At 71.3% G+C, this 13,023-nt stretch carries 8 protein-coding genes; 4 read left to right on the top strand and 4 right to left on the bottom strand.

What is annotated here, in order from left to right; genetic code table 11:
• Positions 1-68 precede the first annotated feature (68 nt).
• Both AB0J53_RS12085 and AB0J53_RS12080 read left to right on the top strand, forming a co-directional pair.
• Positions 69-1,040 carry a LacI family DNA-binding transcriptional regulator gene (locus AB0J53_RS12085; protein WP_219501552.1) on the top strand — a complete coding sequence of 324 codons (972 nt, stop codon included), beginning with the start codon at positions 69-71 and terminating at the stop codon, positions 1,038-1,040.
• Positions 1,027-2,334 carry a serine/threonine-protein kinase gene (locus tag AB0J53_RS12080; RefSeq protein WP_364171309.1) on the top strand — a complete coding sequence of 436 codons (1,308 nt, stop codon included), beginning with the start codon at positions 1,027-1,029 and terminating at the stop codon, positions 2,332-2,334. Before AB0J53_RS12085 ends, AB0J53_RS12080 begins: the two co-directional genes overlap by 14 nt.
• Here the strand turns inward: AB0J53_RS12080 and AB0J53_RS12075 are convergent.
• Entirely contained in the window at positions 2,331-3,701 is a 1,371-nt protein-coding gene (locus AB0J53_RS12075; protein ID WP_364171307.1) for a cellulose binding domain-containing protein, read from the bottom strand. The genes AB0J53_RS12080 and AB0J53_RS12075 overlap by 4 nt on opposite strands.
• 222 nt (positions 3,702-3,923) lie before the next feature.
• On the opposite strand from AB0J53_RS12075, the gene AB0J53_RS12070 reads away from it, so the two are divergent.
• Entirely contained in the window at positions 3,924-4,991 is a 1,068-nt protein-coding gene (locus AB0J53_RS12070; protein WP_219501549.1) for a lytic polysaccharide monooxygenase, read from the top strand.
• 21 nt (positions 4,992-5,012) lie between these two features.
• Entirely contained in the window at positions 5,013-5,549 is a 537-nt protein-coding gene (locus AB0J53_RS12065) for a hypothetical protein (RefSeq protein ID WP_364171304.1), read from the top strand.
• A gap of 142 nt (positions 5,550-5,691) precedes the next feature.
• On the opposite strand, the gene AB0J53_RS12060 is transcribed toward AB0J53_RS12065, so the two are convergent.
• From AB0J53_RS12060 to AB0J53_RS12050, 3 genes are read right to left on the bottom strand one after another with little or no spacing between them, the layout of a single operon-like run.
• The gene (locus AB0J53_RS12060) at positions 5,692-7,254 is read right to left on the bottom strand and encodes a cellulase family glycosylhydrolase (protein WP_364171302.1); all 1,563 of its coding nucleotides are present in this window, start codon (positions 7,252-7,254) and stop codon (positions 5,692-5,694) included.
• Positions 7,255-7,311: 57 nt separating this feature from the next.
• The gene (locus AB0J53_RS12055; RefSeq protein WP_364171300.1) at positions 7,312-9,810 is read right to left on the bottom strand and encodes a glycoside hydrolase family 9 protein; all 2,499 of its coding nucleotides are present in this window, start codon (positions 9,808-9,810) and stop codon (positions 7,312-7,314) included.
• Positions 9,811-9,821: 11 nt separating this feature from the next.
• On the bottom strand, positions 9,822-12,773 hold the full coding sequence (locus AB0J53_RS12050; protein ID WP_364171298.1) for a glycoside hydrolase family 48 protein: 2,952 nt from the start codon (positions 12,771-12,773) through the stop codon (positions 9,822-9,824).
• Positions 12,774-13,023 lie beyond the last annotated feature (250 nt).

The raw sequence follows: 13,023 nt of genomic DNA, 5'->3' as shown, positions 1-13,023 counted from the left end.
TGTTAACGGCGGCGAAACATTGATAACGTGGGAGCGCTCCCAGGGATCTTCGGCGCGAGGTGCTGAGAATGTCCGAGCAGCCCACTTTGGCACAGGTCGCGGCGGCCGCTGGGGTTTCCCCGGCAACCGCCTCCCGAGTTCTCACCGGCTCCGTCCGGGTCAGCACGTCGACCCGCAGGCAGGTCTACGAAGCGGTGTCCCGGATGGGTTACGTGCGCCAACGAGCCCCCAGGGGATCGGTGTCGAGAGCCGCCGCGACAGGCGTGACCGCGGTCGTCTGCGATCATCTGCCGCGATTATTCTCCGAACCGTACTACGCGCGGCTCCTGTCGGCCACCGGCGCCGTCGTCGCCGAGCACGGCACCCATCTGATGGTGACGACCGTCAACCCCGCCTCGTCCACGCTGCCCACGCTGTCCGGCGCGGTGCTGCTCATCGGCGCCCGTGAGCGCCATCCCCTGGCCATCAAGCTGTGCACCTCCGGCATCGCGGTGCGCAACATCGGCCGCCCGCCCCACGACCTCAAGCTCCCGTTCGCCGACGTCGACAACCAGGACGGCGGCCGGCAGGCGGCCGAGCACCTGCTGCTCACCGGCCGCCGCGCCGTGGCGGCCATCGGCGGCCCGCCGTCGCTGCCCGCCGCCCGCGACCGGCTCGACGGGCTCGTCCGCACCCTGCGCGAGGCCGGCATGGCCGAGGTGCCCGTCGCCTACGGCGACTTCACCGCGGCCTCCGGCACCCACGCCATGCAGTGGCTGCTGCGCCACGCCCCCGGCCTGGACGCGGTCTTCGCCGCCTCCGACCTGATGGCCGCCGGCGCGATCCAGGCGCTGCGGCGGGCCGGCCGCCGGGTGCCCGCCGACGTCGCGGTGATCGGGTTCGACGACGCGCCCGTCGCCAGGCACACCAATCCGACGCTGACCACGGTCCGCCAGCCCGTTGAGGAGGTCGCCACCATCGCCACCCGGCTCCTGCTGTCAGGAACGACGGGCATCGACCCGATCCTCCCCACGGAACTGGTCATCCGTGACTCGGCATGAGCCCGGGGACATCCTCGCCCGCAGGTACCTGCTGCTGGACCCGCTGGCCACCGGCGGCATGTCCGTCATCTGGCGGGCCTTCGACCAGTCGCTGCAGCGGGTCGTCGCCGTCAAGGTGCTGACCTCGTCCCTGCAGACCGGTCTTGTCGACCGGATGCGCGCGCGGAGCGAGGCCAGGGCCGCCGCCCGGTTCATCCATCCGGACGCGATCGAGATCTACGACTACGGGGAGGCCGTGACCGCCAACGGGGAGGTCGCGGCCTACGTCGTGATGCCGCTGCTCGACGGCACGCCGCTGGCCGAGCGGGTGGCCGGCGGGCCGCTGCCGTGGCCGCGCGCGGCGGCCATCGGCGTGCGGCTGGCCCGCGTGCTGGCCGCCGGGCACGCGCGCGGGCTCGTGCACCGCGACGTCACCGGCGAGAACGTGCTGCTGACCGCCGACGGGCCGAAGCTGCTCGACTTCGGCATCGCGGCCTGGGCCGGCGACCCCGACGACGACCGCGGCACCCCGCCGTACGTCGCCCCGGAGCGGCTCGACGGCGCCCCCACGCATCCGGCCGTGGACGTGTACGCGCTGGGCGTGCTGCTCTTCACCATGATCACCGGGCGGACCCCGTACCCGGAGACCACGTGGGAGGAGATCGAGGCGGCGCGCCGTACCTCGCCGGCGCCGCGCCCGGCGGGGGCGCCGCACGCGGTCGCCACGCTCTGCCAGCGCTGCCTGGACCCGGACCCGGCCCGCAGGCCCACGGCCGACGAGGTGGCCACGGCGCTGGCCGCCGCGCTCACGCTGCCCAGGCGGCTGCGCAAGGGCCTGGCGGTCGTGGGCGCGGCGGCGGTCATGTCGGTCGCCGCGTCGCTGGCCATGTCCGTGCTCGTGTGGTTCCAGCCCCCCGCCGAACGGGCCGGGCCGGAGGCGGGCCCCTCGCCCACGGCCGCGGCGTCGTTCCCGGAGTCCGAGCTGTTCACGCAGTCTGAGCCGATCCCGCAGGCCGAGCCGTTCCCCGGGTCCGAGAGCCCGCCGGTCGAGGCGCAGACCATGCGGCAGGCGGTCGACGGGTTCCACAGCGCACTGGAGACCGCCGTGTGCGGGGCCACCGACGGTGACGTGGCGCTCGACCTGAAGCAGGTGCTGCGCGGCGTGCTGGTGACGCCGGGCCAGGAGGAGACCGGGCTGGCCTCCCTGCGCCGCAAGCTCACCGACCGCGAGCGCGAAGGGAGGCTGACCCCGGGGTGCCGGTCGGCGCTGGAGGTGTCGCTCAACGAGATCACCGCCGCCCGGCGGGCGCCCTAGAAGGCGCAGGTGTAGCCGGAGGGGAGCTGGGTGCTCGACGCCGGGCGGGTGGCCTGGAAGCCGAACGTGGTGCTCGCGCCGGGCGCCAGCGTGCCGTTGTAGGGCAGGCTGGTGGCCGTCACGGTCTGGCCGCTCGTGGTGAGCGTCGCGCCCCAGGAGCCCGCGATCGCGTGGCCCGCGGGCAGCGTGAACGTGACCGACCAGCGGCTCGCGCCGGACGAGCTGCCGTTGGTGACGGTCACCGGCTGGATGACGTAACCGGTCGACCAGCTCGTCTGGGTGGTGGGGGTGACCTCGCAGTCGCCGCCGCCGCTGCCCGGCAGAGTGGTGGCCGTGACCGCCGCCGACTCCGGCGAGGTGTTGCCGGCGCCGTCCCTGGCGCGGACCCGGTAGCTGTAGGTCGTGGCCGGGGTCAGGCCGGTGTTCGTGAACGACGTGGAGGCGGTGGTGCCGACCTGGGTGTAGGCGCCGCCGCCGGTCGAGCGCAGGATGTCGTAGCCGGCCAGGCCGCTGCCGCCCGAGTCGGTGGCGGCGTTCCACGACAGGGTGGTGGCCGTGGCGGTGGTGTTCGCGGTCCGCAGGCCCGACGGGGTGGTCGGCGGGGTGGTGTCGGTGCCGCCGCCCGTGGTGGTGAACGAGAAGTCGTCCACGGCCAGGCCCGCGCCGCCGATCCACGGCTCGAAGCCCGCCTGGACGCTCGTCAGATACCAGGAGCGCTGCCCGTAGCCTCGGCTGACCACGTCCGCGTAGAACGTGTCGATCGCGAAGTCGATCGAGGTCGCCGGGGAGGTGCGGACGTAGGAGATGACGTTCCAGCCGATGTTGCCGAACCAGACCTCCCAGGAGGACCCGGCCAGGTTGACGGTGCCGACGCGGTTGCCGATCGGCTGGATGGAGCCCTGCCGGTTGAGCCAGATCATCAGCTCGGCGCCGGTGTTCTGCCCGTCGGTGCGCGGCGTCGGATCGAACCACAGGTCGTAGGAGGCGTTGTACGTGCCGCTGCCCGGATAGGTCATGCGCACGCTGGAGCGCAGGTTGCCGAAGCCGCTCGCGCTCGCCTGCATCGGCAGGCCGCTGCCGGTGGTGCAGTTGGCGTAGTGGCACCCCGCGTAGATCGACGGGTAGCCGGCCGGGGCCCCGCTGGTGGAGTTGTTGTGCGCGGACTGGGTGACGGTGAAGCCGCCGCTCTGGTCCACGTCGATGCACTGGGCCGTGTCGGCGCCCCAGACGTTGTTCTGGACGATGTAGCGCCCGCTCTGGACGCTCGTGGAGCCGTACTTCTCGCAGATCACCGGCGCGGCCTCGGCCGGGACGGCGACGATGAAGGTGGCGAGCAGGAAGCCGACGAACAGGTATAAGCGCCTCATGGCACGCAGGATTCGCCAGCGTCCGGACGCCCGGCAACCGGCCGGGGGCGGCGGGCCTGGCCGTCACAGCGCGCACCAGGGGAAACCTGCACGGTGATCGGCTGAAAGTTTCACGCCACGTTGTCGAACGAAGTGAAGACGTGTTGTAATGCGGCCACGCGAGTGCTGCCGGGCGGGCGGGTCGTGGCGGGTTCCTTCGTCATGCGAGCAAAGGAATCACCCATGAGAGTCTTCCGTTCGGCGGCCGTGGCGGTCGCCGCGGCCCTGGCCTTGATCACCGCGGCCTTGGTCGTCCCGGCCCAGGCGCACGGCGTCACCATGTTCCCCGGCAGTCGCACGTTCCTGTGCTGGCAGGACGGCCTGCGCGAGAACGGCGCCATCCAGCCCTACAACCCGGCCTGCGCGGCAGCCGTCGCGCAGAGCGGCACCACGCCGCTCTACAACTGGTTCGCGGTGCTGCGCTCCGACGCCGGGGGCCGGACCACCGGCTTCATCCCCGACGGCCAGATCTGCAGCGCCGGCACCGGCGGCCCGTACGACTTCACCGCCTACAACGCCGTGCGCAACGACTGGCCGCTGACGCACCTGACGTCGGGCGCCAGCATCACCATGCGGCACAGCAACTGGGCCGCGCACCCGGGCTCGTTCGTCTACTACGTCACCAAGAACGGCTGGAACCCGAACGCCCCGCTGAAGTGGTCCGACCTGGAGCAGTTCGGCAGCGTCAGCAACCCGCCGCAGTCGGGCGGGCCGGGCGGGCTCAGCTACTACTACTGGAACGTGCAGCTGCCCTCCGGCAAGAGCGGCCGGCACATGATCTTCGTCCACTGGATCAGGTCGGACAGCAACGAGAACTTCTACAGCTGCTCCGACGTCACCTTCGACGGCGGCAACGGCGAGGTCACCGGGGTCGGCCCCGGCGGCAGCACGTCCAGCCCCAGCCCCGACCCGACCATCACCCCGACCGACCCGCCGCCTCCCGGGGGCTGCACGGCCACGCTGCGCGCCACCGACACCGGCTGGGCCGGCCACTTCCAGGGTGAGGTGACCGTCCGCAACACCGGCACGACCGCGATCAACGGCTGGAAGGTCAACTGGACCTTCAGCGGCGGCCAGGGCTTCGAAGGCTCGCCCTGGAACGGCGTGCTGAGCGGCCAGCCGCCGTCGGTCGAGGTGAAGAACGCCTCCTACAACGGGCAGATCGCGCCGAACGGCTCCACCACGTTCGGCTTCAACGGCACGGGCAGCGTGCCGAGTCCCGTGCCCGCGCTGACCTGCACGCCCGCGTAGGTCATCGGGATGCTGGAAGACGTGCGGAGGCCGCGGGCGCGGCGGGGACGGGTCATCGCCGTCACCGCCGTGGTCGTGGCCTCCGTCGCCGGGGCGGCGCTGGCGGCGAACCTGTGGCGGCCGGGGCTGCCGTCGCAGCTCAGGGAGCCGCTCGCCGCCCGGGTGACGGAGATCCTGGAGAAGTCGTCCCCGGCCGAGCACCACGAGCACGGCCACGAGTTCGGTGAGGACGCGGGGCGGGTCGTGTGCGCCGTCGAGCCGTTCGGCGTCGCGCCGGAGAACGCCGCCACCGTGTCCGAGGTGCGGTGGGTCTACGCCCGCCACATGTGCGCGATCACCGGCGCGGGCGCCGAGTGGGCGATGTCGGTGCGCGTGTCGGGCCCGCTGGCCGTGCGCCTGCACGACCCGGTCGAGGTGCGGGTGCCGGAGCCCGGCGCCGGCTATCCGGAGCGGGTCAGGCTGGTCATCCCGCCGCGCCTGCACGAGGAGGCGTTCGCCGAGTTCGCCGATGACGAGGTGATCGAGGCGGCACGCCGGCGGTTCACCGAGGCGCGTTAGCGGGCAGGTCGAACGCGGCCGGCGAGAGGGGGAGGACTCTCCGGGCCGGCCGCGTTCACGCCATCCGGGCGGGATGGTGTCGTAGGGGCGGTTCACAGCAGGGGGACGGGCCTCACCTCCTCAGGGGGCGTGGTGCGGGGGTTCAGCCGGCGCAGGCGTAGCCGGAGGCCACGCTGGTCGAGCCGCTGGGCCGGCTGGCCTGGAAGCCGAACGAGGCCGGCAGCGAGGCGTTGTAGCCGAGGTTCCTGGCCGTCACCTTCTGCCCGTCGACCGTGACGGCGGCGTTCCAGGAGCCGACGATCGTGTGCCCGGCGGGCAGGGTGAACGTGACGGTCCAGCCGGAGCCGGTGCCGGTCACCGACACGGGCGAGACCACGTACCCGTTGCCCCACTGGCTGCCGACGGTCGCGGTGACCTCGCAGTCGCCCTCGCCGCCGCCGGGGAGCGTGCTGAACGTGGTGGTGGGTGAGGGCGCCGACTGGTTGCCCGCCGCGTCCCTGGCCCGCACGTACACCGTGTAACCGGTGCCGGGGGTGAGCCCGGTCAGGCTGATCGACGGGGTGGCCGAGCTGCCGAGCAGGGCGCCGCCGCTGTCGTGGACGTCGTAGCGGGTGACGCCCACGTTGTCGGTGGAGGCGGTCCAGGTCAGCGTGGCGCCGGTGGTGGTGATGCCGGAGGCCGCCGGGGCGCCCGGGGCGGTGGGCGGGGTGGTGTCGTCCGGGCCGCCGCCGCCGTAGATCGCGGCCTCGCGGGCGGTGGCGGCGATGCCGTCGGCGCCGTTGAACAGCCGCTGGCCCCACGGGGTGAGCTGGTCGACGTCGAAGTTCGTCACCTGGTCGAGGTACTCGACGCCGCCGCCGTTGCCGCTCCACGACCAGCCGAGGTAGCCGAGGCCGCGGCTGACGGCCTGGGCCATGATCGTGTCCTCGTCGGGGTTGCCGTCGGAGTGGTTGTGCCCGAACTCGCCGACGACCAGCGGCAGCCCGGCGGTGCGGAAGGCGTCCATGTAGGAGGTGATCTCCGCTGCGGTGTCGAAGACGCCGTACATGTGGACGGAGAAGATCGTGTTCTTGTCCGGGTCGCTGTCGAAGACGGCCCGGGCGTTGTCGCGCATGGTGAACTGCCAGTCCTGGCCCCAGTTGGGGGCGTCCACCATGAGCGCGTGGTCGAAGCCGTTGGCGCGCAGCTTCTGGATGGCGGCCGTGGTGGCGGCGGCCCAGCCGGGGGTGACGGCGTTGTTGCCGACGGGCTCGTTGCCGATGTTGACGATGACGTGGTCTTCCTGGCCGGTCAGCGCGCTCTTGACGCTGATCCAGTAGTCGGCGGCGGCGTCGAGGGTGACGGCGCCGCTCTGCTCGCCGTAGCCCGTCGTGTCGTGATTTTCCAGGATGCAGATGAGCTTGTTCTGCTTGCACAGGGACACGACGTTGGCCACGTCGGCGACGCCGTTGGCGGTCCAGCGCCCGCCGCTGAGCACCACGCGGACGGCGTTGGCGCCGAGCGACTTGATGTCGGCGAACGCCCGGGTCTGCGAGGTGTACCAGGTGTGGGCGTGGCTGGTGCCACGGATGACGAACTCCTGGCCGCCCTTCTCGACGATCTTCGTGCCGCTGACGTGCAGGCCGGTCGCGGCGTGGGCGGGAGAGGCGATCAGGACGACGGGGAGGAGCAGGAGTGCCGCCAGCGCGGCGAGCCGGGATCTCATGTGGTGCCTTTCGCTGGGAGGTCCCGCCCCCCACCGGGGAGGGCGGGACCCGTGTTCTCAGGCGGTGGTGCAGGTGATCGGGTCAGGGGTCGCCCCGCTGCCCGACGCGATGAAGCCGAACGAGGCGGTCCCGCCGGGAGCGAGCGCGCCGTTCCAGGCCTCGTTGCCGACGGTGAGCGTGCCGCCGGACTGGCTGTGCTTGCCGCCCCAGAGCTGGCTGACGGTGCCGGACTGCGCCCAGGAGACCGTCCAGCCGCCGATCGCCGACGTGCCGGCGTTCTTCACCGTCACCTCGGCCTGATAGCCGCCGCTCCAGGAGTTGACCAGCTTGTACGTCGCCGTGCAACCGCCGGTGGGCGGCGGCGTGTCGGTGGTGGCGAAGGACGTGCTCGCCGACGGCTCGGAGCTGTTGCCTGCGGCGTCCCTGGCCACCACGTGGACCGTGTACTCGGTGTCGGCGTCGAGCCCGGTCAGCTCGAAGGTCGTGCCCGGCGCGGTGCCCGCCTTCTCGCCGTCCAGGTAGACGTCGTAGCCGCTGACGCCGACGTTGTCGGTGGCCGCGGTCCACGACAGCCTGGCCGTGGAGCCGGTGATCGCGGAGACCGCCGGCTTGCCCGGGGTGCCGGGCGGGGTGTCGTCCTCCTCCTCGGGTCCCGGCGGGTTGCCCCAGATCTTGGTGGCGCCGCTGTAGAGCGTGATGTTGGAGGTACGGGCCGGCGTCGTGCCCGGCGTGGTCGGGATGCCCCGGTACGACCAGTCGTTGGCCGGGTCCCAGGTGCCCGCGCTGGCGATGCGGAACTGCACCTCACGGCGGTGCTGCGACTGCCCGGCGGGCGCGATGTCCTGCCCGGAGCAGTCGATGGCCGCGTAGTAGGTGCTGCCGCCCGCCGCGTGCAGGGTCGGCGCCGCGCACTGGGTGTACGCCGACGACACCGTGATCTGCGACGCGGTGGTCGACCCGTCGAGCGTGAAGTAGTAGCGGAACGACCCGTCGGACAGCACCCGGGCGGGCCAGCCCGACTGGTTGCGCACGATGGCCTTGATCTCGGTGAAGTTCGTGCCGGAGGCGTTGACCCCGGCCTCCACGAAGATCTCCGGCCCGTCGGGCGTCTCGGCGACCGGGAAGCCCGCCGCCGGCGCGCCGCCGTACTCCTTGTAGAGCCGGGCGAGCGCGCTGGTGAAGCCCGCGTTGTAGTCGGTGGCGACCTCGTTCATCACGTAGTCGTCCCGCTTGTCGGTGTAGGCGTCGTCCGGGTCGGGCGGCCCGCCGACGAGCGCGCCGTACAGCGTGTGACGGCTTTCCACAGGTGTGGATATCTGGTCCGTCCACGAGCCGTGCGCGGTCCGGTGGTGCGGCGCCTTCGGCGGGTTGGTGCCGAAACCGACCACGTACGAGGAGTTGCGTGGGTTGTCGCCGAGCGCGTAGTTGATCTGCCGCACCGCGAAGTCGTGGTAGCGGGCCTTGCGCGTGGCGTCGCTGATCGAGTCGCTGTGCACGAGCGCCGCGAACGCCGTGTTGGCCGCGTACCGCAGCGACCCCCACCGGTCCAGCACCGCCTGGCCGCCGGGCGAGTAGCGCACCTTCGAGCCGTTCACGCCGACCGTCCACCAGTCGAGCCAGCGGTTGGCGTCGTCGAGGTACTTCTGCTTGCCGGTCAGCTTGTGCAGCAGCACGTAGGCGCCGTAGGACTTGTCGTCCCAGGCGATGGTCCACTTGTACGACTTGATGGAGGTCTGGGGCTCGGTGCCGAGGCTGTCGTAGGTCGACTCGGCCTTGGTCAGGAAAGCCGGGTCGTCGGTGGCCCTGTACAGCCAGATCGCGCCCCAGACCAGCTCATCGGTGAACCCGCTCCAGGAGTTGTAGTAACCCTGGGCGTCGGTGATGCACTCGCTGTACTTCTTCCTGACCGTGTCGGCGAAGGAGTACAGCTGCTTGGCATGCGTCACCAGCTTGTCCGCGTACGCGGGGTCGGTCGGCCGGAAGACGATCGAGGAGGCGGCCATCGCCGCCGCCGTCTCGCCCGCCAGGTCCGACCCGCCGCACGACGCGTCGATCTTGTACGCCGGCCGGTCCATCGCCATGGCCTCGGCCGGGCCCCACCAGGCGTGGTCCCTGCCGCCGTGGCCGACCTGGCCGTAGAGCGTGTTGGGCGACGGGTGCGCCTTGACGAAGTAGTCGTTGACGAACCTGAGGTTGTTGAGCAGATGGGTGAGCTGGCCGGAGGCGGCGTAGGCGTCGCGGTACTCGACCGCGCCCCAGGCCAGCATGGTGGCGGAGAACGCCATCGGGAAGCCGAACTTCACGTGGTCGCCGGCGTCGTACCAGCCACCGGTGAGGTCCAGGCCGACGTCCGCGCCGTCGTCGAGGCCCGAGTCGCCGCGCCAGTTGACGCGGTTCCAGTCGGGCAGCTCGCCCGACTGCTGGGCCTCGTAGAACCAGAGCGACTTCTGCAGCGCCTCGCCGTACGCGAACGCCGGGGCGGCGGAGGCGGGCGGCGCGGCGACGATCAGGGGCACGGCGAGGGCCGCCGCCGCGACGGCGGCGACCCTCTTCACGAGCGGGTTGTTCACGGGAAGAGCCGTCCGAACTCCGCCAGGGCGACGGCCACGTCGACCTGCGCCCAGAAGCGGTGGTAGTTGAACGTGGGAGCCGGCCCGGTGCCGTCCAGGTAGGCCTTGACCTCGGGCCAGTCGGGGTCGTTCTCGTAGAAGGACCTGATCGACAGGAACGTCGAGTCCGAGTTGATCGGGTCGCCGTTCGGCATCGTGCCGGTCCAGCCCGCGGGCACGTGGACCGGGTCGTCGATGCGCTGGTAGTCGGTCTTGGTCTCCTCGACCGAGACGCCCTTGTCGTCGCGGTTCTCCCACACGGCGTCGAGCAGCGCCTTGGCCGTGTCACGGGCCTCGGCGTGGTTCGCCCGGGCCGCGTAGTACATCAGCACCTTGGCGTAGGAGCCGGCCACGCCGACGTCCTGGGTGTGGTTGACGACCTCGACGTGCAGGCCGGGGTTGGCCGGCGGCATGCCGGACGTGGCGTTGAAGTTGCCCGCCGGCTGGCCGGTCCAGCGCAGCGTGGACGGGATCTGGTAGTCGCCGCCGGCGCCGACCGTGGTGTTGTCGAGCGCCCAGGCCACCCACTTGTCGAGCAGGGCCTTGGCGTCGGCGTTGCCGGTGACGTTGTACAGCTCGGCCACCCGCTCCATGGTCCACGCTTGGAAGCCGAACCACTGGTTCGACGGCGGGTCATGGTAGACCGGCTGCCAGTCGTAGGCCATGCCGTGGAACTTGGGCAGGTTCGCCGGAGGCGTGGCGTAGTGTCCGTTCCAGCTGTTGGTCGCGCCGCCGGCGATGGCGCCCTCGGCCGACTGCAGCCAGGTGTAGAACTGGAGCTGCCGGGTGAGGCTGGTGCTCCAGTCGGTGGCGCCGGTCGCGCTCTCCGGCCGCAGCTCGGCCACGTTCGACAGCGCCCAGGCCGCGAACGGGTTCTGATAGCCGGAGTGGTTGTGGCTGGAGCCGATCCGCCAGGCCCAGCCGGCGTTGGAGTCGGTCGCGCCGCCCCAGGCGTAGTACCAGGACAGCAGGTAGCTGGCGGAGTTCTTGCCGCTGCCGGCCGGGCACGACGGGCTGGTGCAGCCCGGCTGCTTGAAGTACTTGTCGTACATGGCGTAACGCAGGTAGTCGCCCATCTTGGCGGCCTTCTCCACGGTCGCGGAGATCTGGTCCGCCTTGCCCTGCGCCTTGGCCCAGGTCAGCGCCCAGTACGCCACCTGCACCGCGCGCGCGTCGGCGTCCGGGGCGTTGGTGTACTTCCACTGCTTGGCGTAGGAGGAGTCCTTGATGAACAGGTCCAGGTAGCCGTTGGTGCCGCCGTGCGCGAACGTGTCGCAGGACGGCTGCGGGATCGTCTCGAAGACCGACTCCTCCGGGCCGCGCTGGTAGGTGTTGATGTAGGCGGGCTTGGTGGTGCCGTCGCCGCAGCGGCCGAAGCCGTAGGTGTTGTCCACGTCGAGCAGCCAGTGCATGCCGTAGACGTCACGGGTGCCGTACGCGGTCTGCAGCTCGTTGGCGATCGGGTCGGAGCCCACGCTGACGCCCTGGTCGATCTGCGACGGGTAGTTGCTGATCTCCAGGTGCTCGGCCGCGTACGTGGCCGGCTTGGCCGGGTTGTAGAAGGAGTTCGTCGGCTGGTCCCTGGTCGCCGGGATGATGTACGTCTCCATCGACTCCCAGGCGTCGTTGAACTTCGTCCAGTCGCCGGTCACCTGGCCGTAGACCGCCTCCAGCCACAGGTAGTAGCTGTAGGCCTCGGAGGTGGTCTCGTGCCCGTGGTCGGGCGCCTCGACCATGAACGTCTCCACCGAGTGGTACGGCACGCCCTCGGGCGAGAAGTAGCCGTTGGCGGGGTCGTGCAGGTCGTTGTACATCTCGGTGAAGCGCTGGATGTACTCGTTGTCGCCGCCGGGCAGGTCGTCGTCCGCCTCGGTGGCGGTGACGTCGACCGGGTCGTAGCCGGTGGCGCTCACCCTGAACACCGCGGTGCCGGCGGAGGTGTCGGCGTCGTCGGCGGCCGACAGCGTGACGTTCTGGGCGGTGTTCCAGTTGGCCGTGGTGAAGGTGCGGCTGGCGCCGGCGCTGACGGTCAGGTCGGCGTCACCGCTGGCCCGCGCGGTGTTCACGGTCACGCTCGCGGCCGGCTGGCGCGAGAGCTTGACGGAGAACGTGGCGGTGCCGGTCTCCGGTACGGCCACGGACTGCGGGCTCACGACGAGCGCCGGCGTGCTGTCGGAGCCGACGGTGATGCCGACGGGCGCGGAGTTCGTGGTGGCGCCGTCGTTGTCGGTGGCCCTGGCGGTGATCGAATAGCTGCCGGCGGCCACGTTCTGCCAGTTGTAGGTGTAGGGCGCGCTGGTGTCGGTGCCCAGCAGGGTGGAGCCCTGGTAGAAGTCGACCTTGGAGACCGTGCCGTCGGAGTCGGCGGCGGTCGCCGCGATCGGCACGGTGGCCGGGGCGGTGAACGTCTGGCCGGCCGTGGGCGAGGTCAGGGAGACCGTGGGCGCCTCGTTGTCGTCCTCGCCGCCGCAGGTGGTGCCGTTGATCGCGAACGAGGTGGGGGCCGGGTTGCTGCCGGTCCAGGAGCCGTTGAAGCCGATGGAGGTGCTGGCCCCGGTGGCGAGGGCGCCGTTCCACGGCATGTTCTTGGCGGTCACCCGGGTGCCCGACTGGCTCCAGGTGGCGCTCCAGCCCTGGTCGTACTTCTGTCCCGTGGTCGGGAAGTCGAAGGTCAGCGTCCAGTTCGTGAGCGGGTCGCCGAGGTTCTTGATGGCCACGCTGGCGGTGAAGCCGCCCTGGTTCGAGCCGCTGTTCCACTGGTTGGCGGTGTAGGTCACCTCACAGGCGACGGCCGCGCTGGCGGGGGTCTGGGCGAGCACCGTGGTGGTGCTCGCCACCAGGACCAGCGCCGCGGCCGCGGATAACCGCCTGGCCAGGCGCGTGAGGAAGGGGCGGGGTCTGTGACTCACGGTTTCTCCATGGGAGTAGGGGGTGGGAGCGCTCCCATGCCGCATTGTGCGCTTCGGCGAGGAGGAGATGTCAACGAAATGGCGTCCGGGTGACGGCCGGATTTCCTCTCACCTGCCTGCGTGGCATGAAAGTTTCACGGTGCTTGCCTGGCATCGCGCGAGCGTGTGGCCCGCCGGGGCCTCGGCGGGCCACCGGTCGCTGTACACATTTGTGAATGGCCGCCCACTATGGGAGCGCTCCCACTCACCA

Origin of the sequence: Nonomuraea sp. NPDC049725 (assembly GCF_040674795.1) — a bacterium.
GTDB classification, from domain to species: Bacteria; Actinomycetota; Actinomycetes; order Streptosporangiales; family Streptosporangiaceae; genus Nonomuraea; species Nonomuraea ceibae.
Note: the sequence above shows the minus strand (reverse complement) of the source record. Positions and strands in the feature narration are given on the sequence as shown.